This window comes from Phenylobacterium sp. FG114, from assembly GCF_057809855.1.
Genome location: NZ_JBMDKU010000005.1, coordinates 14,940 through 34,656, shown reverse-complemented (window position 1 = coordinate 34,656; position 19,717 = coordinate 14,940). Strand labels below are relative to the sequence as shown.

General features: G+C 68.6%; 21 protein-coding genes. 10 read left to right on the top strand and 11 right to left on the bottom strand.

Going from position 1 to position 19,717, the window contains the following annotated elements:
• Window positions 1-43: 43 nt before the first annotated feature.
• The 5 genes from ACODSY_RS09590 to ACODSY_RS09570 are packed head-to-tail and all read right to left on the bottom strand — an operon-like array spanning window position 44 to window position 3,756.
• On the bottom strand, window positions 44-760 hold the full coding sequence (locus ACODSY_RS09590) for a DUF2306 domain-containing protein (protein WP_488951497.1): 717 nt from the start codon (window positions 758-760) through the stop codon (window positions 44-46).
• Window positions 761-771: 11 nt separating this feature from the next.
• A complete protein-coding gene (locus ACODSY_RS09585) occupies window positions 772-1,617 on the bottom strand; it encodes a DUF2306 domain-containing protein (protein WP_488951496.1) in 846 nt (281 codons plus the stop codon).
• Between the two features lie 27 nt (window positions 1,618-1,644).
• The gene (locus tag ACODSY_RS09580) at window positions 1,645-2,541 is read right to left on the bottom strand and encodes a hypothetical protein (protein WP_488951495.1); all 897 of its coding nucleotides are present in this window, start codon (window positions 2,539-2,541) and stop codon (window positions 1,645-1,647) included.
• The gene (locus tag ACODSY_RS09575; RefSeq protein ID WP_488951494.1) at window positions 2,538-3,389 is read right to left on the bottom strand and encodes an ABC transporter ATP-binding protein; all 852 of its coding nucleotides are present in this window, start codon (window positions 3,387-3,389) and stop codon (window positions 2,538-2,540) included. The genes ACODSY_RS09580 and ACODSY_RS09575 overlap by 4 nt, the downstream gene beginning before the upstream one ends.
• A gap of 4 nt (window positions 3,390-3,393) precedes the next feature.
• Entirely contained in the window at window positions 3,394-3,756 is a 363-nt protein-coding gene (locus tag ACODSY_RS09570; RefSeq protein WP_488951493.1) for a GntR family transcriptional regulator, read from the bottom strand.
• A gap of 375 nt (window positions 3,757-4,131) precedes the next feature.
• Here ACODSY_RS09570 and ACODSY_RS09565 point away from each other — a divergent pair, with 375 nt between their 5' ends.
• Both ACODSY_RS09565 and ACODSY_RS09560 read left to right on the top strand, forming a co-directional pair.
• Complete coding sequence (locus ACODSY_RS09565) at window positions 4,132-5,355, top strand: putative DNA modification/repair radical SAM protein (RefSeq protein ID WP_488951492.1); 1,224 nt, start codon at window positions 4,132-4,134, stop codon at window positions 5,353-5,355.
• Window positions 5,355-6,791: a UdgX family uracil-DNA binding protein gene (locus tag ACODSY_RS09560; protein WP_488951491.1), complete on the top strand. Its 1,437-nt coding sequence runs from the start codon at window positions 5,355-5,357 to the stop codon at window positions 6,789-6,791. The genes ACODSY_RS09565 and ACODSY_RS09560 overlap by 1 nt, the downstream gene beginning before the upstream one ends.
• A gap of 19 nt (window positions 6,792-6,810) precedes the next feature.
• On the opposite strand, the gene ACODSY_RS09555 is transcribed toward ACODSY_RS09560, so the two are convergent.
• The 3 genes from ACODSY_RS09555 to ACODSY_RS09545 are packed head-to-tail and all read right to left on the bottom strand — an operon-like array spanning window position 6,811 to window position 9,856.
• The gene (locus ACODSY_RS09555) at window positions 6,811-7,974 is read right to left on the bottom strand and encodes an MFS transporter (protein ID WP_488951490.1); all 1,164 of its coding nucleotides are present in this window, start codon (window positions 7,972-7,974) and stop codon (window positions 6,811-6,813) included.
• On the bottom strand, window positions 7,975-8,634 hold the full coding sequence (locus ACODSY_RS09550; RefSeq protein WP_488951489.1) for a TetR/AcrR family transcriptional regulator: 660 nt from the start codon (window positions 8,632-8,634) through the stop codon (window positions 7,975-7,977).
• Between the two features lie 43 nt (window positions 8,635-8,677).
• On the bottom strand, window positions 8,678-9,856 hold the full coding sequence (locus tag ACODSY_RS09545) for a vWA domain-containing protein (protein ID WP_488951488.1): 1,179 nt from the start codon (window positions 9,854-9,856) through the stop codon (window positions 8,678-8,680).
• A 507-nt stretch (window positions 9,857-10,363) separates the two neighbouring features.
• On the opposite strand from ACODSY_RS09545, the gene ACODSY_RS09540 reads away from it, so the two are divergent.
• The 3 genes from ACODSY_RS09540 to ACODSY_RS09530 all read left to right on the top strand — a co-directional run bounded on the left by ACODSY_RS09540 (window position 10,364) and on the right by ACODSY_RS09530 (window position 13,614).
• Window positions 10,364-11,635: a PepSY-associated TM helix domain-containing protein gene (locus ACODSY_RS09540; protein ID WP_488951487.1), complete on the top strand. Its 1,272-nt coding sequence runs from the start codon at window positions 10,364-10,366 to the stop codon at window positions 11,633-11,635.
• Window positions 11,636-11,821: 186 nt separating this feature from the next.
• A complete protein-coding gene (locus ACODSY_RS09535; RefSeq protein ID WP_488951486.1) occupies window positions 11,822-13,171 on the top strand; it encodes a hypothetical protein in 1,350 nt (449 codons plus the stop codon).
• Window positions 13,168-13,614, top strand: coding sequence for a hypothetical protein (locus tag ACODSY_RS09530; protein ID WP_488951485.1), 447 nt, complete (start codon window positions 13,168-13,170; stop codon window positions 13,612-13,614). The genes ACODSY_RS09535 and ACODSY_RS09530 overlap by 4 nt, the downstream gene beginning before the upstream one ends.
• Window positions 13,615-13,688: 74 nt before the next feature.
• Here ACODSY_RS09530 and ACODSY_RS09525 read toward each other — a convergent pair whose 3' ends face one another.
• Complete coding sequence (locus ACODSY_RS09525) at window positions 13,689-14,681, bottom strand: aldo/keto reductase (protein WP_488951484.1); 993 nt, start codon at window positions 14,679-14,681, stop codon at window positions 13,689-13,691.
• A 95-nt stretch (window positions 14,682-14,776) separates the two neighbouring features.
• Between ACODSY_RS09525 and ACODSY_RS09520 the strand changes: the two genes are divergently transcribed.
• Window positions 14,777-15,670 carry a LysR family transcriptional regulator gene (locus ACODSY_RS09520; protein ID WP_488951483.1) on the top strand — a complete coding sequence of 298 codons (894 nt, stop codon included), beginning with the start codon at window positions 14,777-14,779 and terminating at the stop codon, window positions 15,668-15,670.
• 48 nt (window positions 15,671-15,718) lie between these two features.
• On the opposite strand, the gene ACODSY_RS09515 is transcribed toward ACODSY_RS09520, so the two are convergent.
• Entirely contained in the window at window positions 15,719-16,213 is a 495-nt protein-coding gene (locus tag ACODSY_RS09515; protein ID WP_488951482.1) for a recombinase family protein, read from the bottom strand.
• 122 nt (window positions 16,214-16,335) lie between these two features.
• Complete coding sequence (locus ACODSY_RS09510; RefSeq protein ID WP_488951481.1) at window positions 16,336-16,908, bottom strand: GNAT family N-acetyltransferase; 573 nt, start codon at window positions 16,906-16,908, stop codon at window positions 16,336-16,338.
• A 45-nt stretch (window positions 16,909-16,953) separates the two neighbouring features.
• On the opposite strand from ACODSY_RS09510, the gene ACODSY_RS09505 reads away from it, so the two are divergent.
• The 4 genes from ACODSY_RS09505 (at window position 16,954) to ACODSY_RS09490 (ending at window position 19,709) form a co-directional block, all read left to right on the top strand.
• Window positions 16,954-17,880 carry a histone deacetylase family protein gene (locus ACODSY_RS09505; protein WP_488951480.1) on the top strand — a complete coding sequence of 309 codons (927 nt, stop codon included), beginning with the start codon at window positions 16,954-16,956 and terminating at the stop codon, window positions 17,878-17,880.
• A gap of 30 nt (window positions 17,881-17,910) precedes the next feature.
• Window positions 17,911-18,522 (top strand): histidine phosphatase family protein, encoded by a 612-nt coding sequence (locus ACODSY_RS09500; RefSeq protein WP_488951479.1) that lies wholly within the window; start codon window positions 17,911-17,913, stop codon window positions 18,520-18,522.
• Window positions 18,523-18,588: 66 nt separating this feature from the next.
• Window positions 18,589-18,831 carry an exodeoxyribonuclease VII small subunit gene (locus ACODSY_RS09495; protein WP_488951478.1) on the top strand — a complete coding sequence of 81 codons (243 nt, stop codon included), beginning with the start codon at window positions 18,589-18,591 and terminating at the stop codon, window positions 18,829-18,831.
• Window positions 18,828-19,709, top strand: coding sequence for a polyprenyl synthetase family protein (locus tag ACODSY_RS09490; RefSeq protein ID WP_488951849.1), 882 nt, complete (start codon window positions 18,828-18,830; stop codon window positions 19,707-19,709). Before ACODSY_RS09495 ends, ACODSY_RS09490 begins: the two co-directional genes overlap by 4 nt.
• The last annotated feature ends 8 nt before the right edge of the window (window positions 19,710-19,717 follow it).

The following is a 19,717-nucleotide window of genomic DNA, read 5'->3' as shown; positions in this document are numbered from 1 at the left end:
TGCCAGGCACTTGTACCGCGCTGGCGCTGGATGGCGAGGGCGGTCAGGCTTCGGCGCGGCGCCAGCGGAACAGTTGCGGAAAGCGTGTGCGGATCCACCAGAACGCCATCAGCGGCAAGGGCGAGAGCCCAAGGAGCGATGGCAGCGGCGTACCGAGGATCGCCGCTGGGATGCGGTCCTGCTGGCCGAAGAAGAACGAGCCGCTCGCGACGAACAGCGCCGCCCCCATTCGCCAGAGGTGACGAACCAGCCGGTCGCGGCCGACCACGCCGCCGCGTCGGATCACAGCGATATCGCTGGCCGCCGCAAGGGTTGAGACCAGGGCGAAAACGTACACGGTCGCGAAGCCTTCCATCCGCCCGGCGGCCGCCCCGAAGGGCACGAGGGCCAGGCCCATGACGGCAATGGCGATGGGGACAGCGACGACCCAACGCTCGAAGCCGCCTATGCTGCCGGGCCTCCGGCGCACCGTCGCCCAGGCTGTAACGACGAGATAGAGGGTGAAGACCGCCGCCGTGGTATTCGTCCAGCGCCCGTCGGCGAGAAACGGAGCCGTGACGGCGGCGACGCCGGTCATGGTCAGCATGGCCACGAAGAAGACCGTTCCGGCCAAGGCGTGCTGGCGGCCGCCCTTGCGGGCGAACATCGCGACACCGCCGGAGAGGATGCCCATGGCGCCGCCGGCTATATGAAGCACCAGCAGCAGGGTGGCGGCGAAATGCAGGATCCAGGGCGAACCCTCGGGGGCTTCGAGCGTCATGACGATGTCTTTCAGAGCCTGGCGAGGACGTTGGTCAGGACCAGCCAGAACATGCCCATCCACGTGCCGAAGATGCCGATGGCCATGAGAAGCGCGCCGAGCGCGATCGCGCCGGCCGCGGCCACGCGTAGCGCTGGCCCGCCCCCCGCCTTGGCGCGCAGGTAGAGTTCGAGGATCAGGAGGGGAACGAGGTAGCTCCCGAAGCTCCACAGGTCGAAGAAGGCGCTCGGACCGGGCAGGACCTTGCCTGTCAGCGTGTAGGCCATGCCGTAGGTCGCCATGCCAAGCCGCAGGAACCAGACACCATTGGCGACCAGGAAGGTGCGAATGGCCCAGCGGCGGTGGGCCGCGAAGTCGCGGATCGCGGCGGTGCGCCAGGCGAGTCCGCCGAACGCCAGGATCAGGGCGGCGTCCAGGCTGATGGCGATGGCGCTGGGCAGGCCTGACCAGGTGGGCCGCCCCCAGGTCATCCAGAGGCCTACGACGCTGGCCAGCATGGCCGTGGTCATGAAGGCGCGGCCGATCCACCGGTGGACGGCGGGCGCCCGAGCGCGGATCTGCGGCACGAGCTGGAGCGTTCCGCCGAAGGTCACGACCGCCGCCATCAGCACGTGCGCGGCGAAGGCCAGGTTGCCCACGTTGTCGCCGGGCACATAGCCCTTGATGAGCATCTTGTTCTCATTCCACGCCGCGAAGTTTCCGCTGAGCGAGGTCGGGGCGTAGACGGCCAGGATGTAGATGGCGAACAGGGCCTGGCCGATCACCGCGACGGCGAACCAGAAGGCTGCGGCGGCATTCAGGGCGCGTTCCGCCGTCGCCCGGGCGGACCCGCCGGGCGTGAGGATTGCAGTGGTCATGGGTATCTCCGGAGGGGAGGGGCTAGGTCAGGCCGGCTCGCGTCGTCGTCGGAGCCAGATCGCGGCCGCCAGGAACGCGGCGGCGAATAGCAGTCCGATCCAGAGGTCCGGCTGGGCGAGGACGTGGAAAGGGTCGAGCTGGCGGGGGCTGTCGATGGCCTGCTCGGCCTTGCCTCCGACGCTGAAAGCCATGGCGTAGCCGCCGAGGAGCCGCTCGCCGACGAACTGGGCGACATGCGACGTGCGGAAGGCGATGCCCTCGACGATCGCGGGCGCCGCGAAGGGCCCGAGCGCCCAGAGGATCGGCATACGCCGCGCCCACGCCGAGACGAGCAGCAGCCAGCTCCAGACGGGCGCCATCCAGAGAACGTTGACCAGCAGGCCGTAGGGCAGGACCACCCACATGGTCGTCAGGTTCACGTGCCGCCAGAGCAGCAGTGGGCTGATGCCGTTCGCGAGGGCCGCGAGGGTGCTCCACGCCAGCATCAACGCCTGGGTTCCAAGGGTGATGGCCAGCGTCACCAGGGGGATCACCAGAACCGGCACGACCACCTTGGACAGCACCGTCATCCGATCGGACACCGGCATCGATTTCCAGAACAGGAGGCTACGGTCCCGCCGCTCGCCTTGCAGCGCGCCGGCTGCATAGAACAGGCCGACCAGCAGGCCGGTCGCCAGCACAGCCAAGGCCACGAAGCTATAGGGCCCGAGGAGCAGGGCGGGACGCTTGCCGCCCGCCGCCACCGCGCGCAGCGCCTCGGGCAGGCCGAAAGCGCTGATGACAAAGCCAAGGAAGCCTATCGTCGCGGTCGCGGCCGGCGCGAGTATGATCGCGCGGTTCTCCCAGAGCTCGCGGCGGACCTGCCAGTACAGGACGCGCCGCCACGGCAGAGCGGCAGGGGGCGTATCGTGGACCGCCGTCATTGGGCGCCCCCGATCACGGCCACGAAGATGTCGGCCAGGCTGGGCGTCCGCACATCGCCCAGGCCCGACAGCCGCTGTCGGTCGACGCCATCGAAGATCAGCAGGCTGCGGCCGAACAGCTGCCGCTCGTGAATCGGGCCGAAGGTGCGCGCCTCGGCCAGCCCGTCCGGCGCCGCCAACAGTTCGACGTAGCGCTGTTCGAACGCCTCCATCGTCGAGTCCAGCACCACACGGCCGCGGTTCAGGAACACGACGTCGGTGAGGATGTGCTGCACCTCCTCCACCTGATGGGTGGTGACCAGGATCGTGCGGCTCCCGTCGAAATAGTCGTTCAGCAGGCTGTCGTAGAAGGCCTTGCGATACAGCAGGTCCAGGCCCAGCGTCGGCTCGTCCAGCACCAGTAGGCGCGCGTCGATCGCCATCACCAGGGCGAGATGCAGCTGGGTCACCATCCCCTTGGACAGCTCGCGAACCCGGCTCTTCTTCTGGATCTGCGTCTTGGCCAGGAAGCCCTCGGCCTTGGCCCGGTCGAAGCGCGGATGCACGCCCTCGACGTAGTCCAGCGCCTGCCAGACCCGCATCCAGCGGGGCAGCACCGCCACGTCGGCGATGAAGCAGACGTCGCGCATCAGTTCGTCGCGCGCGACCCAGGGATCGCGGCCCATGACCCGCAGTCCGCCCTCGTAGGGCGTAAGCCCCAGGATCGCCTGCAGCGCGGTGCTCTTGCCGGCGCCGTTGGGGCCGATCAGGCCAACGATGCGACCTTCCTCGACGGTGAGGTCCACGCCGTCCAGGGCGATGGTGGTCTTGTAGGCCTTGCGGAGGCCGCGGGCGTCTATGCAGGCCATCGGTTCAGCCCTCGCCCTTTGGCGGCTTGCCCAGCAGATCGCCAGTCAGGCCCAACCGCTGGATGGTGGCCAGCACCTCGGGCCACTGCTCGTCCAGGAACTTCTCGCGTTCGGCCGAAAGCAGCAGCGCGCGAGCTCCGGTGTTGACGAACATCCCCAGCCCGCGACGCTTCTCCACCAAGCCCTCGTCGGTGAGCTGTTGGTAGGCCTTCAGAACAGTCAGCGGGTTGACCCGGCTTTCCGCCGCGACGTTGCGCACCGAGGGCAGCGGGTCGCCCTCCTTGAGCAGGCCATCGAGGATCATCGCGACCACGCGATCGCGGATCTGGCGGTAGATCGGCTGACTGTCGTTCCACTCGGGGTCCATCGCCTCGTCCGAACCGCCTCCCCGTCCCGCGGAGGCGACCGTGACGGTGAGTCTTCATCATCCGCCATCTGATCTGGTGTTATATATGACTATAACACTTAGGGCGCAACTGCCTTGTATCGGCCGCGAAACTATACAGCGCTGACACGAACCCGCCCTACTGCGGCCAAGCCGTGGGGCGATGGTGTCCGGGCTTGAGGGACGCCGGTCCATCTCTCCCCCCGGACCGACCGCCCCGAAGCACTCCTGAACGCGGCTCCCCCGCCCGAACGCCCCCACGTTGGGGGAGCCGCAACCGGGTCCTTCCGAAAATCGCGCGAAAATTCCCGTACGGCCACGCTTGCGTGAACAAAGATAGAACAATACCTTTTCGAGGTGCCCACCCTCGATCTCAAGCGCAAGCTCGCAATCCTCTCCGACGCCGCAAAGTACGACGCGTCCTGCGCCTCGTCGGGATCGGTCAAGCGCGACTCTCGCGGCGGGAAGGGCGTCGGCTCCACCGACGGCGGGATGGGCATCTGCCACGCGTATGCGCCTGACGGTCGCTGCATCAGCCTCCTGAAGATCCTGCTGACCAACTTCTGCGTCTACGACTGCGCCTACTGCGTGAACCGCGTCAGCTCCAACACGCCCAGGGCCCGCTTCAGCGTGGACGAGGTCGTCGACCTGACGCTCGGCTTCTACAAGCGCAACTATATCGAGGGCCTGTTTCTCTCCTCCGGCATCATCCGCTCAGCGGACTACACCATGGAGGAGATCGTGCGGGTGGCCCGCACCCTGCGCGAGGTCCACGACTTCCGCGGCTACATCCATCTCAAGGTGATCCCCGAGGCGTCGCCGGCGCTGGTCAACGAGGCGGGCCTCTATGCCGACCGGGTGTCGATCAACATCGAGTTGCCAAAGGACGAGAGCCTCGCCGCCTTCGCGCCCGAGAAGGACGTGGTCGGCATCAAGAAGGCCATGGGCGCGGTTCGTGTCTCTGAGGACGCTTCGAAGGAAAAGGGACGCAAGGCCAAGCCGCCGAAGTTCGCGCCCGCCGGTCAGTCCACCCAGATGATCGTCGGCGCCGACGCCGCGACGGATGGCGCGATCCTGAAGCGGTCGGAGAGCCTCTACGGCGCGTACCGCCTGCGGCGGGTCTACTATTCCGCCTTCTCGCCGATCCCGGACTCGACCTCGCGGCTGCCGCTGCAACGCCCGCCGCTGATCCGCGAGCATCGCCTCTACCAGGCCGACTGGCTGATGAGGTTCTACGGCTTCCAGCGCGCCGAGATCATCGGCGAGACGGAGGACCTGGACCTGGCCATCGATCCCAAGCTGGCGTGGGCGCTCCGGAACCGCGGAGACTTCCCGGTGGACGTGAATACGGCCGACCGCGAGCGCCTGCTGCGTGTGCCAGGCCTGGGCGTCCGAGCGGTCGACCGCATCCTCGACGTCCGCCGGTTCAAGCGCCTTGAACTCGCCGATGTGAAGCGGCTGTCACGGGGTATCGAGAAGCTGAAGCCGTTCCTGATCTGCGCAGACTGGAGCCCCGGCGGCCTCACCGACCGCGCAGACCTGCGCCAGCGCGTCGAACCCGTACAACTGGGCCTCTTCTGATGCAGGTGGTCCGCCTGGCCCACGAGACCGACTTCGACGGTTGGCGGCGCGCGGCGCGCGGCCTGCGCAGCGGCAGGGTTCCACCCGAGGCGGCGCTTTGGACGGTGGACGGCGCGGCGACGCTCTTCGACGGCCTTCGGGCCCCCCTGCCGAGCCGCGACGCAAAGGCCACGTTCACGGCGCCGAAGGCGTTCGTGGATCTGGCCGCGCGGGTGATCCTGCACCGGTCGGACGAACGCTTCGCCTTGCTCTATCGCCTGCTCTGGCGGCTGCAAGACGAGCCGAACCTGATGCATATCAGCTCGGATCCGGAGGTCGGCCAGGCGAACCACTTCGCCAAGGAGGTCAACCGCGCGGCGCACAAGATGAAGGCTTTCGTCCGCTTCCGCCTGGCGTCGGACGAAAACGGCGAGGCCTATGTCGCCTGGTTCGAGCCGGCGCATCGCGTGGCCGAGGCGACGGCGCCGTTCTTCGCGCGCCGCTTCGCCAACATGCGCTTTTCGATCCTGACGCCGGACGCCTGCGTGCACTGGGACATGTCGGAGTTGACCTTCACGCCGGGCGCCGATCCCGCAGACGCGCCGTCGGAGGATGCTCTCGAGGAATACTGGCGCACCTATTACGCCTCCATCTTCAACCCGGCCCGACTGAAGGTGGGCGCCATGCAGAAGGAGATGCCCAAGCGCTATTGGCGGAACCTGCCCGAGGCCGCGCTCATTCCCGAACTCATCGCCCAAGCCCAAGGCCGTACCGACGCCATGGTCCGCCAGGCCCCTTCCGAACCCAACCGCCGCGTGGTCAAGGCGGCCGTGCGCAACAGCCGCGATGCGCCGTGGGACGGCCAGGCGCCGACCTCGCTCGAGGAGGTGGCGGCCGGGGTCGATCACTGCCGGCGCTGCGACCTCTGGCGCGACGCGACCCAGGGCGTGGCGGGCGAAGGACCCGGCAAGGCGAGGCTGCTGTTCGTAGGGGAGCAGCCAGGCGATCAGGAAGACCTGGCCGGAAAGCCGTTCGTCGGACCCGCCGGCCAGGTGTTCAACAAGGCGCTGGCCGAGGCCGGGGTGCCGCGGACCGAGACCTACGTCACTAACGCGGTGAAGCACTTCAAGCACGAGCTGCGTGGCAAGCGGCGCATCCACAAGACGCCCGAGACGGGCGAGGTCACTGCCTGCCGCTGGTGGCTGGACGCCGAGCGGCGGATCATCCGGCCTCGCGTGATCGTCTCGCTGGGCGCGACGGCGGGGTTGGCGGTGTTCGGCAAGCCCACCCCGATCGGCAAGTTCCGCGGCCAGGCGCTGCAGCTCCCTGACCAGGCCCAGGGCGTCGTGACCTACCACCCGTCCTACCTGCTCCGCGTCCCGGACGCCGAGGCAAAAGCGAAGGCCTACGCCATGTTTGTCGAGGACCTGAAGTTCGCCTGGCGCCTCGCCGCGTGAGGTTCGCGATCCAACAACTCTAAGCCCGACGTGGCCCGCGGACCAAACTTGTTGTGGCGTAGGCGAGGCCCAGCAGCATGAGCGCCGCACCGTAGGCCAGGAACGAGGCGCGGTACGAGCCGGCCTGGGCGATCAGGCCGAAGCCCAGGATCAGGACGCCGTTGGCGCACTGGGTGACGAAGCCCTTAACCGACGCGACGGTGGCGCGGGTCTCGACCTTCAGGGCGTGCTGGAAACGCGCGTCGGCGCTGACGTCGACCAGGCTGTAGAGGCCCATGTAGAGGAGCGGGAAGGCCACGGCCCATGGCTGGTGAATCGCCGCCGCCGTCACGATCGCGAGTCCCGCCAGGGTGGCGGCGCCGTACAGCCAGCGGGGGTCGGGCCGGCGCACGCGGTGCGACAGGATGCTGCCGGCGACCTCGGCGCAGGCGATGGCGGCGATGAACACGGCGATGGCGGGCTTGGGGAGGCCGATGTCGCGTCCGAAGAGCTGCCAGTAGTCGGCGGTGGCGTAGGCCACGGCCTGCACGCCGGCGATGAAGGCGATCAGCGCCGGCACGCCGGGCAGGGTGAGCGCCTGGCGGGCGCCGCGGGCTAGGTGGCCGAAGTAGCTCCAGTCGACGGCGTGGGCGATGCGCGGCGCCGAGGGGAGGCTGAGCGCGGCGAGCGCGGCGGTCACGCCCGCCACGGCGCTGGCCACGATCAGCGGGCCGTAGCCTAGCGGGGCGGCGAGCGCTGCGGTCAGGGACGCGGCGACCAGACCCACGCCGCGGGCGGCCTTGGCGCGGCCGAACACCTTGGCGTACTCTGCCTCGCGCCCCAGGGCCTTGAGCTCGTCGTAAACCAGGGCCTCGAAGGCGCCGTTCATGGTGGCGCTCTTCATGCCCCAGAGCATCAGACCCGCCAGGAAGCCCCAGAAGCTGGGGAAGGCCAGCCAGACGAGGAAGCCGCTGGCCCGCAGGAGCTGGGAGATCGCCAGCAGCCAGCGGCGCGACATGCGGTCGGCCAGCACCCCGCATGGCACCTCCAGCACGACGCCGACGGCCGACCACGCCCCGAGCACCAGGCCGATCTGGGCCGGCGACAGGCCCTTCTCGGCGAACATCACCGTGTAGAAGGGGACGATCAGCAAGAAGGTGTCGAAGAACCTCAGCGCGCAGGCGCTGAGCAGAAGTCTCCGCACCTAGGCCGCGAACCCGGCTTCGGCGAAGTCCAGCATGCGCTTCAGCAGCGCCTCGACGTCGCCCTCGCGGGTGAGGCCGCCGGAGAGGTGGTGCAGCCGGTCGAACTCTGCAAAACGGTTATTGTGCACCATGCCCAGGACGAAGTGCAGGCGCCAGTAGACGTCTTCCTTGGGCAGGTCGGGCCGCGCCGCCATCAGGGCGCCGGCGAACCGCTCGAGGTGGCTGACGTCGTTGCGCAGCACCTCGCGCATCTCGGCAGTGCCCTCGGACCGGGCGCGGATGATGAACTGGACCGAGATGCGTCGGCTGTTGTCGGGCGCCGCCCAGCGCAGCGGCGGGGCGAAGTAGGCCTCGAGGATCTCGCGCACCGGCGGCTTGCCGTCGTGCCGGGCGGCGGCCTCATGCAGCAGCCGGGCCCGCTCGCGGTTGAGTTCCGACGTGCGCCGCCGGAAGATCTCGAACAGCAAGGCGTCCTTGGAGCCGAAGTGATAGTTCACGCTGGCCAGGTTCACCCCGGCCTCGGCGGTGATGTCGCGCACCGAAACGTTCTGGAAGCCGTGCAGCGCGAACAGGCGCTCGGCGGCGTTGAACACGGCGGCCTTGGTCGCGGCCTGCGCCTCGTCCGTTTCCGGCGGGTCCTGAATCAGGGGATCGGTCATGCGAATCCCTTAAGCGTTACCGGAGCCTAGGCCTATCGCGCATTCAGCGCGACAACTCCCGCATCGCCTTCTCCAACCCGTCGATGGTCAGCGGGAACATCCGGTCGCCCACCAGCTGCTTCATCACGCCGATCGAGGGCGTGTAGTCCCAGTGGCGCTCGGCGGTTGGGTTGAGCCAGACCATGTGCTCGTAGATCTGGGCGACGCGGTCCATCCAGATGGCGCCGGCCTCCTCATTCCAGTGCTCCACGGAACCGCCTGGATAGGTGATCTCGTAGGGGCTCATGGTCGCGTCGCCGACGAAGATCACCTTGTAGTCGTGCGGGTACTTATGCAGCACGTCCCAGGTGTTCATCTTCTCGGTGTGACGGCGCCTATTGTCCTTCCAGACGCCCTCGTAGAGGCAGTTGTGGAAGTAGAAGAACTCCATGTTCTTGAACTCGGTGCGCGCGGCGCTGAACAGCTCCTCGCAGACCTTGATATGGCTATCCATCGAGCCGCCGACGTCGAGGAACAGCAGGACGCTGATCTTGTTGCGGCGCTCGGCGCGCATCTGGATGTCGAGGTAACCCTTCTCGGCCGTTCCCTTGATGGTGCCGCCCAGGTCCAGCTCGTCGGGCGAACCCTCGCGCACCCATTTGCGCAGGCGGCGCAGCGCTACCTTGATGTTGCGGGTGCCGAGTTCGACGCTGTCGTCGAGGTTCTTGTACTCGCGCTTGTCCCAGACCTTGATCGCCCGGCCGTGGCGGCCCTTGTCCTGGCCGATCCGCACGCCCTCGGGGTGATAGCCGTTGGCGCCGAAGGGCGAGGTGCCGCCGGTGCCGATGGCCTTGTTGCCGCCCTCGTGGCGCTCCTTCTGCTCCTTGATGCGCTCGGCGAGGGCTTCCATCAGCTTGTCGAAGCCGCCCATGGCCTCGATCTGGGCCTTCTCCTCCTCGGTGAGGAACTTCTCGGAGATCTTCTTCAACCACTCGGCCGGGATGTCGGCGGTGATCCCTTCGCCTTCCAGCGCTTCCAGGCCTTTAAAGACGTGGCCGAAGACCTTGTCGAACTTGTCGAGGTTCTTCTCGTCCTTCACCAGGGCGGCGCGCGACAGGTAGTAGAAGTCGTCGACCGAGCGGTCGATGACCTGCTTGTCCATCGCCTCCATGAGGGCGAGGTATTCCTTCAGCGTCACGGGGACCTTGGCCTCGCGAAGCTCGGTGAAGAAGCGCATGAACATGGGGCAGGGGCCCTTGTGTCGAACGGTCGTTTGAACGCGGAGGATGGGGCCGCGGGTTCCCGATGTCCAGTGCGGGCGCGGCGGGTGCGGCGTTGGCGGCGGCCAAGGCGGCGCGCTTCTCGCGGAACGACGGACCCACAGCACCAGCACGGATGTCCCTGGTCTGAACACTTGTCCGGGGGATCCATGGTGCAGCCGCCGCAAGGATCCGCGGCGGATTGCCAGCGCAATCCGCTCCCACGACCGTGCCGCCGGGGATGGATCCCCGGGACAAGCCCGAGGATGACGAGCAGAAAAGGGTGTGGGGCGGTTCCCGACCCCACACCCTCCTCGGAGGTTCCAGCAAGGCTGGCCGCCTCAGCGAGCAACGCCGCTTCGACTTAGCCATGCATCCCCGCGTCGGCTCTCGCGGGTCGCCGTGCTCGGATCAGAATGCAAATGCCTCGCAAGTGCATCTAAAAATTGCTACGGTGTCGGCCCTGTCCTGGATCCCCGAGGCCGGTCCCGATGAGTCTGCGTCCCTATTTCGGCTTCCTGCATCGCTGGGTCGGCCTGTTGATCGCCGGGTTCCTGTTCGTCTCGGGCGTGACCGGGGCGGTGATCTCGTGGGACCACGAGCTGGACGACCTGCTCAACCCCCACCTGATGCACGCCGAGGGGAAGGGCGCGGCCGTCGACCCGCTGAAGCTGGCGGCGCAGATCGAGGCGCGCGACCCGCGGGTGGCGGTGACCTTCGTCCCCCTCGCCGCCGATCCGGGCGACTCCCTGGCGTTCGGGGTCACGGGAAAGGTCGACCCCGCGACGGGCAAGCCGTTCGAGCCGGGCTACAACCAGGTGTTCCTCGACCCCGTGACCGGCGAAGAGCTGGGGCGGCGCGACTGGGGCGCGGTGTGGCCGATCACCCCCGAGACCTTCGTCTCGTTCCTCTATGTCTTCCACTACAGCCTGCACATCCCGGAGATGTGGGGCATCGACCGCTGGGGCGTCTGGCTGATGGGCGGCATCGCGCTGCTCTGGACGCTGGACTGCTTCGTGGGCGCCTACCTGACGCTGCCGGCGCGCAAGGCGGCCGAGCGGCAAGGGTTCTGGCGCAGCTGGAAGCCGGCGTGGAAGATCAAGACCTCGGGCAGCGCCTACCGGATCAACTTCGACATCCACCGGGCGTTCAGCCTGTGGCTTTGGGGCGTGCTGCTGACGGTGGCCTTCACCGCCTTCTCGCTGAACCTCTACAGCGAGGTCTTCTATCCGATGATGTCAAAGGTCTCGCAGGTGACGCCGGGGCCGTTCGACCTGCGCGCGCCGCGCGACCACGACAACCCGATCGTGCCGAAGATCGCGTACGGCCCGGTGATCGCGAAGGCGGAGGCGGAGGCGGCCCGCCGAGGCTGGGACGCGCCCGCGGGCAGCGCCTTCTATACGCCGGAGTACGGCATCTACGGCGTGGGCTTCCACACCCCGGCGGGTGACCATGGCGCGGCGGGCGTGGGGCCGCCCTACCTCTACTATGACGGGATCGACGGGCGCCTGTTGGGCCAGCGCGAGCCCTGGAAGGGGACGGCCGCCGACATCTTCGTCCAGGCGCAGTTTCCCCTGCACTCCGGGCGCATCCTGGGCCTGCCGGGCCGCATCCTGATCTCGTTCATGGGCGTGGTGGTGGCGGCCCTCAGCATCACCGGCGTGGTGATCTGGCAGCGCAAGCGCCAGGCCCGCGTGCTGCGCCGGCGACACGCCTCGGCCGGAGCGCCAGAGCCGGTAGGCGTGGCGCATCCGGCCGAGTAGGGGGCGGGGATCGCCGATCGATTTATGTTCTTGTTTTGTTCTTGACCTTTCGCGCCGTCTCCCGTACAGTCAAGGTTGCGCAGGCATGGGAATGCCCGTCGCGATCAAGAAGCAATGAGGGTGCGGATGCGGCGGACCGAGATGGGGTCACGCGAGGCGGAGTCGCCTGGCGATATTATAGGTTGGATGGCGGGGCGTTGGGCCGATTTGGAGCGACGCGACTCTGGATCGAAGCCGCCGGCGGACCAAGCCATCGAACCGGGGGCTGGGCCGGACACCGGTGCGCCGCAGGCGATGGACCTTGGGCTTCGGTTCCAATCGGCGCGACCCGGCGACAGTATCTCAGGGCTATTGGGCTCAAGCGACCCGCGCGCGATCGGGAAGTTCCTCGCGCTCAACGGCATGGACGGCGCCGAGTCCACCCTAAGGGCGGGACGCAGCTACATCGTTCCGAATCACTGGGATGACGCAACAAGCGGAGAAGCGAAAGCCGGGCATACGCTGCTCGGTACGGACAATGCTCGGCTCCAGGCGCTCGCCGACCAGAGGGCGAGGCAGTCAAGGCAAGCGGAGCTATTTCGCCAGGGACGCAACATTTGGACCGGCGAGCCGACGATGGTGCGACCGGGGCTGCCGGCAGGGCCTTCCAAAGAAGCCGGCTCGCGCCGCAGCAGGCTCGACGACGATCCGACGGCGAAGGCTGTCGTGGGAGGACTGGGCTGGGGGCTAGGGCTTGTGCCGGGCGTCGTCCGCGGCGGACTGAACACCATCAAAGGGGCGGGAGAAGGCGCCTACTTTGTTTACCGCCTGACCGATCCCTTAGATCCACTTCGCAGCCTTCCCGGCCAGTCGGCTCGCGAACAGCTTGTCACCCGCGCGGGTGATATTGGCGATTACGTCATGCGCGGGATAGACGATCCTTCGATGGTGCGCGCCGACATCGCCTCGGGGCTTCACGACTTCAATCTGAAGCAGAACGTGTTCGCGACGCCCGCCGCGGACACGCTGCTTGGAGAATACCATCGCGCGTTCAACGTTGGCATGAACAACGGAGAATTGGCGTCCGACCTGGGCTCGCTCGCCGTGGGAGGCGAGTTCATGCGAGGCGCGGCGGGCATCGGCAAGCTCGCAAAAGGGGCGACTGTGAAGGAGCTGGCGTTTTTGGCGGACAATCCAGGCTTAGCCCTGCGGTGGAATGAACCCTATCGTGGGAAGAGCCATCACATTCTCCCCGTGCGCGCCAAGCTGCCAAGTTGGCTCGCGGAGAGCGATTTCAACAAGATCCGATACAAGGGGATGACGACGCGGGACGTTTATAGAAACCATGTGGGCGTCGATCCCCACTACAGTGGGGGCAAGGTGGGCGCGAAGTATGGGGGGACGCGTTGGAGCGCGGAGCGAGATTTAGGCTGGACTAGATATGGTCCGCTCGACCGGCTGAACTATGGGACATCGCCCTATACCAAGGCCGTCGTCGGGCCGGTCCTTTTCGGTGGGACGACAGTCGACGAATTCGATGGCGAGGTGCGCCAGTGATCGTCAGAAACGTCGCCTGTTTCCGCTCCACCCTGCCGGAGGACATCATCGAAACCGAGGATGGCCGCGACTTCGTGCAGCCGCCCGGCAGGAGCGTCGCCGACGCCCTCGCGGTGATCTTCAAGGAACTCGGGTTCGAGGTCTATTCAGGCCCGGAACCTGATGGTGAGTTCGTCTGGACTTTCGGTGTCAAGGGGAAGGGCCGTAGCTTCGGCATCGGGCTGAACTTGGTGGACGACTACTTCCTGACGTTTTCGAAGCCGTCCTGGATCGGCAGCTTACTCGGCCGCAAGCCGGTGGCGTATCTCGCACTGCTGCTGGGGACGTCGCGAGCACTCGCGAGCGACGAGCGCTTCTCGAATATCAGATGGTTCACGCGTCGCGAGCTGTCGGAAAACCTTCCCGGCGCGGCGATACCCTGGGAGATCGACCCGTCACGCTGAGCCGGAGGGCTCTCCCCATGGCCGGCGGCCAGAGTCTTGGCCGCCGGCTTGATCACAAAGAAGACGCCCCGCCGCTAACCCCGCTCGGAGTCCAGCGAAGCCATCTGGGGCGCGGCGTAGCGGTCGCCCACGACGGCGTCCTTGGGCAGGGCCGTCTCCAGGGCCGCGACCGTTTCCGGCGAGAGCGGCCTAGCGAGGGCGCCCAGGGCCTCGGCCAGGCGGTCGCGGCGGCGGGCGCCGACCAGGGGGACGATGTCGTCGCCCTTGGCGGCCACCCAGGCGATGGCGGCCTGGGCCGGGGTGAGGCCGGCGGCTTCGGCGACGCCGCGCAGGCGTTCGGCCAGGGCGAGGTTCTTCGTCAGGTTCTCGCCTTGGAAGCGGGGACTGTGCGCGCGGAAGTCGCCCTGGGCGCCGAAGTTGGTGGTGTTGCCGCCGATCAGGCCGCGGCTCAGCACGCCATAGGCGGTGATCCCGATGCCGAGCTCACGGGTGGTCTGCAGCACGCCGGCCTCGATGCCGCGGCTCATCAGGCTGTACTCGATCTGGAGATCGACGATCGGGTGCACGGCCGCCGCCCGGCGGATCGTCTCGGAACCGACCTCCGACAGGCCGATGTGGCGGACGAAGCCGGCCTGGACCATCTCGGCGATGGCGCCGACCGTGTCCTCGATGGGGACCTTCGGGTCGAGGCGGGCGGGACGGTAGATGTCGATGTAGTCCACGCCCAGCCGCTGCAGCGTGTAGCAGAGGGCGGTCTTCAGCGCGTTCGGGCTGGCGTCGAAGCCGATCCAGCCGCCGGCGGGCGTGCGCTGGGCGCCGAACTTGACGCTGATCACCACATCCTCGCGGCGGTGGTCCTTCAGGGCCTCCCCGATCAGCATCTCGTTGTGGCCCATGCCGTAGAAGTCGCCGGTGTCGATCAGGTCGATCCCGGCTTCGAGGGCCGCGTGGATCGTGGCCAGGCTCTCGGCGCGGTCGGCCGGGCCGTACATGCCGGACATCCCCATGGCGCCCAGGCCGATGGCCGAGACGGTGGGGCCGTTCTTTCCGAGTTTGCGCGTCTGCATCTGCGCCTCCTGTTGTCTGATGGCGACTATCTAGCGCTGGGCATTCTTCGAGATAATCGGCATTGTCCCACACGAACTGTGCGGAAAATCGAACAATGGATCGGCCGGACCTCTACGCCCTCGACAGCTTCGCGGCGGTGGCGCGGCATCGAAACTTCCGGCGGGCGGCGGTGGAGCGCGGGGTCTCGGCCTCGACCCTCAGCCAGACGCTGCGCGACCTGGAGGCGCGGATGGGCGTGCGACTGCTGAACCGCACAACGCGCAGCGTGGCGTTGACCGACGCGGGCGCGGCCCTGCTGGACCGGCTGCAGCCGGCGCTGGCGGAGATCGGCGAGGCGGTGGCCGAGGCGCGCTCGGCCCAGGCCCAGCCGCAGGGAGCGCTGCGGATCAACGCACCCGAGCCGGCCATCGAGCATGTGCTGGCGCCAATGGTCGGGGCGTTTGTGCGCGCCTATCCGCAGGTGCGGCTGGAGGTGACCAGCGAGACGGCGCTGGTCGACATCGTGGCCGGCGGGTTCGACGCGGGCGTGCGCTGGGGCGAGAGCCTGGCGCAGGACATGGTGGCCGTGTCGCTGGGGCCGCCCCAGCGGTTCGCGCTGGTGGCGGCGCCGTCGCTGATCCAACGGGTGGGTACGCCGAATCATCCGCGCGACCTGCTGGACCTCCCCTGCGTGCGGGTGCGCTTCCCGAGCGGGGCCGAGCCGGCGTGGGAGTTCGAGAAGGAAGGCGAGCCTCTGCGGATCTCGCCGCCGGCCTCGGTGGTTTCGACCAGCCCGGCGCTGCTGATGCAGGCGATGCTGGACGGGGTGGGGTTCGGCACGCCGTTCGAGGAAGCGGCGCGGCCGCACCTGGACGCAGGGCGGCTAGTGGAGGTGCTGCCGGAATGGTCCGAGGTCTTCCCCGGGCCATTCCTCTACTACCCGAGCCGGCGGACCATGCCGTCGCCGCTCCGGGCGTTCGTCGACTTCGTCCAGGCGCGTCAGCGGTAGGATGAGTTCTCCTCTCCCACGGCGCTTCCACGCTTGGGAGAGGAGAGACTAGGCGTCCGCTGTCTCCACCGCCTTGAGCTTGCGCCAGACGGTCATGCGGGAGACGCCGAGGCGTCGGGCGATCTCGACGGGGCCGACGCCGGCGCGCTGGAGGGCGAAGATCTCGTGGACGGCGGCCGCGGGGCGACGGCGGCGACCCGCGCCGGCGGGCTCCAGGCCGGCCACCGCTTCCAGCACCGCGCGCAGCGCCTGGCCGCTCGGGCCCTGGCTGGTCAGGCGCGGCTCGAGCACCATCAGGCCGGCGCCGCGCGCCTCGAGTCGGTCGAGCGCCTCGAGCAGGCCGCGACCGCCGAGCGCCAGCCGGTCGAGGCGGGTGACGACGAGCTGGTCGCCGGCGCCGATGAAATCCAGGATCGAGTCGAGGGTGGCGCCGCCCACGTCCATCTCCTCGGCGCGCACGACCTGGCAGCCCGCGGCCTTCAGCGAGGCCGTGTCTTCGTTCGCGCTGGCGTCGCGCAACCGAACGTAGCCGATCTTCAGCATCCCCACCGCCGATCCTTGGACGTGCTCAACCTTCGATGGCCGAGGTTCCCAAAAGGCGGCGCCCGCGCCAAGACGGGCTGATGTTAAATCGAAGCAATGAAAGGCCGGCGAACCGGGTTCACTTAGGCGAAATTGTGTCGGCTTTCCGCCAATTGTGACGCGTCCTTGGAAAAACTCTCCGCGGATCGTCGAAGTATGAACTCGCGGTCGATGGTCTTGCCGACGGCGAAGCCATACTCGCCGACCTTCTCGAAGCCGTGGCGCTCATAGAACCGTTGGGCGCCGTAGTTCTCGGACCAGACGCCGATCCAGACCGTCCGCGGCCCGGCCGACTGCAGCCAGGCGATCACCTCAGCGAACAGCGCCTTCCCGAGGCCACCGCCCTGGTGGTCCTTGAGGAAATAGATGCGCTTCAGCTCGCCGCAGTCGGGCGTGACCTGCGCATGCGGCAGGCCGCACGGGCCGGCCGTGGCGTAGCCGATGGCCAGGCCGTCGGCCTCCACGAGCCAGGAGGCCTTGGCGGGATCGGCCAGGTCGGCGCGGGTGCGGTCCAGGTCGTAGGCCTCGGCCAGGAAGACGCGCAGGTCTTCGGGGTCGTAGAGGTGCGCGAAGGTCTCGCAGAAGGTGCGGGCGCCCAACTCGGCGAGCGTGTGCGCGTCGGTGGGCGTGGCCCGGCGGATCAGGGGGGCGGTCATGCGGCGGCCGGATGGGCGAAGCGGGAAGTTGCGCTAGGATGAACCATGACCATCGCGCTCTACACCCATCGCGACATGTTCGGCCACCATCCGGGCGAGGGCCACCCCGAGCGTCCCGAGCGGCTGCGCGCGGTGCTGGACGCGCTGGAGGACTCCGGCCTCGACCTGGAGCCGCACGAGGCGCCGGTGGTGGCGGAGGCCGACCTGCGGTTGGCCCACGACGCCGGCTATGTGGCGATGATCGAGCGCGCGGCCCCGGCGGAAGGCGGCCTCAGGATCCTGGACTCCGACACCTACATGTCGGGCGGCAGCCTGCTGGCGGCGCGCCGGGCGGCGGGGGCTACGGTGCAGGCGGTGCGCGACGTGGCGGCCGGGCAGGCCGAGCGGGCGTTCTGCGCGGTGCGGCCGCCGGGGCATCACGCCGAGCCGGGCCTGCCGATGGGCTTCTGCATCTTCTCCAACGTGGCGGTGGCGGCGCTGGCGGCGCAGCAGGCGGGGCTGCGCCGGGTGGCGGTGGTGGACTTCGACATCCACCACGGCAACGGCACCCAGGCGGCGCTGGGCGGGCGGCCCGACACCTTCTTCGCCTCGATCCAACAGTGGCCGATGTGGCCGGGCACGGGACATCCGGATCAGCCGGCGCCGGACAATATCGTCAACGCGGTCTCGCCCGAGGGGGCGCCGGTGGAGGTGTGGCGCCGCGCCTTCGAGGGGCTGATGGAAAAGGTGGACGCCTTCGGCCCGGACCTGATCCTGGTCTCGGCCGGATTCGACGCCCACCGGCGCGACCCGATCGGCGGCGCGGGCCAGAGCCTGGAGGAGGCCGACTTCGCCTGGGCCACCCGCGCCATCGCCTCGGTGGCCAACCTGCATAGCAAGGGTCGGGTTGTGTCCTCGCTCGAGGGCGGTTACGACCTCGAAGCTCTGGGCCGTTCGGCGCTCGCGCACGTCAGGGCCCTTGGGCAGGGGTAGGGTGCGTTCCCGGGATCGATGGCCAGCGACGTGAGCGACCAGTCCGCGCCCTCAAAATCCGCAGCTCTGCGCCACGGCGCCATCATCCTGGCGCGCCACGGCGAGCCGGCGCTGTCGCGCAAGGTGATGCTGACGGCGGCCGAGTACCGGACCTTCTGGGCCAGCTACGAGATCGGCGGCATCCTGCCCGGCCAGACGCCGCCGGATCGCCTGCGCGACTTCGTGGAGGGCTGCGGGGCGCTGGTCTCGTCGACGCGGCGGCGCGCCATCGAGAGCGCCCGGACCATGGTGGGCGAGCGCGAGTTCCCGCACCATGAGATCCTGATCGAGGCGCCGCTGCCGCCGCCCAATTTTCCCTCGTGGTTCCGACTGTCGCCGCGGATCTGGGGGTTCGTGGCGCGCGTCTGGTGGTGGTTCTTCAACCACCACGCGGGCGAGGAGAGCCGCGCCGAGGCCGAGGCGCGGGCCGACAAGGCCGCGGCCCTGCTGATCGGTCTGGCGGCCGGCGGCGAGAACGTGGTCGTGCTGGCGCACGGCTTCTTCAACCACCTGATCGGCCGGTCGCTGAAGAAGCTGGGCTGGAGGCTCGTGGAGAGCGAAGGCTACAAGTACTGGTCCATGCGGCGGTTCGAGCGGGGCTAAGGCCGTTTTCCCGCCCCGTCATGGGGAGGGTGGATTCCGCGGTTCGTCGCCACTAAAGATCGAACCATGTCCGAACCCGCCGACATCGCCGCCATGACCTTCGAGACCGCGCTGGCGGAGCTCGAGCAGATCGTCTCGCGGCTGGAGTCGGGGCAGGCGCCGCTCGAGGATTCGATCCGCATGTACGAGCGCGGCGCGGCGCTGAAGGCGCACTGCGAGACGCGGCTGGAGGCGGCGCGGCTGCGGGTGGAAAAGATCGTGATGGGCGCCGGCGGCGCGCCCGCCACGGAACCGGCCGAGTTCAGCTGATGGAGCTGGCGCGACGCGTGGCCGAGGCCGCGGACCTCGTCACCGTGGCGCTGGACGAACTGCTGCCGCGCGGCGAGGGGCCCGAGAGCCGGCTGACCGAGGCGATGCGCTACGCGGCCCTGGGCTCGGGCAAGCGGCTGCGGACCTTCTTCGCCCTCGAGACCGGGCGGATGTTCGACCTGGACGAGCGGTATGTGCTGCGCTCGGCCTGCGCACTGGAGTGCATCCACGCCTACAGCCTGGTGCATGACGACCTGCCCTGCATGGACGACGACGACATGCGGCGCGGCCAGCCGACCGTCCACGTGGCCTATGACGAGATGACCGCCGTCCTGGCGGGCGACGCGCTGCAGGCCGCCGCCTTCGAGATCCTGGCGCATCCCGACACCCATCCCGACGGCAACGTCCGCGCCGAGCTGGTGACGCGGCTGGCGCTGGCGGCCGGCGCGCGGGGCATGGTGGGCGGCCAGATGATCGACATGCTTGGCGTGCGCGAGGACCTGGGCGGGGTCGCGCGCATGCAGCGGCTGAAGACCGGGGCGCTGATCGCCTGCGCCTTCGAGCTGCCGCTGGTGATCGCCCGCGCGCAGGACGGCGAGCGCCACGCCCTGATGGCCTTCGCCCACGACCTGGGCCTGGCCTACCAGATCGTGGACGACCTGCTGGACGCCGAGGGCGACGCCGGCGAGATGGGCAAGGCGGTGGGCAAGGACGCCCAGGCCGGCAAGACCACCTTCGTCACCCTGCTGGGCGTGGATGCGGCGAAAGAGCGCCTGGGTCTGCTGAAAACCCAGACGAAATCCCACCTGGATGCGTTCGGCGCCCGGGCCGAATTCCTGCGGGCCAGCGTCGATTTCGTGCTAGAGCGCCGCCAATAGTTCGAGGA

Coding starts and splice junctions, on each gene's coding strand:
- ACODSY_RS09515 (WP_488951482.1), bottom strand. CDS start 16,213: ATGCTGAAGATCGGCTACGTTCGGTTGCGCGACGCCAGCGCGAACGAA.
- ACODSY_RS09560 (WP_488951491.1), top strand. CDS start 5,355: ATGCAGGTGGTCCGCCTGGCCCACGAGACCGACTTCGACGGTTGGCGG.
- ACODSY_RS09580 (WP_488951495.1), bottom strand. CDS start 2,541: ATGACGGCGGTCCACGATACGCCCCCTGCCGCTCTGCCGTGGCGGCGC.
- ACODSY_RS09570 (WP_488951493.1), bottom strand. CDS start 3,756: ATGGACCCCGAGTGGAACGACAGTCAGCCGATCTACCGCCAGATCCGC.
- ACODSY_RS09540 (WP_488951487.1), top strand. CDS start 10,364: ATGAGTCTGCGTCCCTATTTCGGCTTCCTGCATCGCTGGGTCGGCCTG.
- ACODSY_RS09535 (WP_488951486.1), top strand. CDS start 11,822: ATGGCGGGGCGTTGGGCCGATTTGGAGCGACGCGACTCTGGATCGAAG.
- ACODSY_RS09575 (WP_488951494.1), bottom strand. CDS start 3,389: ATGGCCTGCATAGACGCCCGCGGCCTCCGCAAGGCCTACAAGACCACC.
- ACODSY_RS09550 (WP_488951489.1), bottom strand. CDS start 8,634: ATGACCGATCCCCTGATTCAGGACCCGCCGGAAACGGACGAGGCGCAG.
- ACODSY_RS09545 (WP_488951488.1), bottom strand. CDS start 9,856: ATGTTCATGCGCTTCTTCACCGAGCTTCGCGAGGCCAAGGTCCCCGTG.
- ACODSY_RS09590 (WP_488951497.1), bottom strand. CDS start 760: ATGACGCTCGAAGCCCCCGAGGGTTCGCCCTGGATCCTGCATTTCGCC.
- ACODSY_RS09585 (WP_488951496.1), bottom strand. CDS start 1,617: ATGACCACTGCAATCCTCACGCCCGGCGGGTCCGCCCGGGCGACGGCG.
- ACODSY_RS09495 (WP_488951478.1), top strand. CDS start 18,589: ATGTCCGAACCCGCCGACATCGCCGCCATGACCTTCGAGACCGCGCTG.
- ACODSY_RS09525 (WP_488951484.1), bottom strand. CDS start 14,681: ATGCAGACGCGCAAACTCGGAAAGAACGGCCCCACCGTCTCGGCCATC.
- ACODSY_RS09505 (WP_488951480.1), top strand. CDS start 16,954: ATGACCATCGCGCTCTACACCCATCGCGACATGTTCGGCCACCATCCG.
- ACODSY_RS09520 (WP_488951483.1), top strand. CDS start 14,777: ATGGATCGGCCGGACCTCTACGCCCTCGACAGCTTCGCGGCGGTGGCG.
- ACODSY_RS09510 (WP_488951481.1), bottom strand. CDS start 16,908: ATGACCGCCCCCCTGATCCGCCGGGCCACGCCCACCGACGCGCACACG.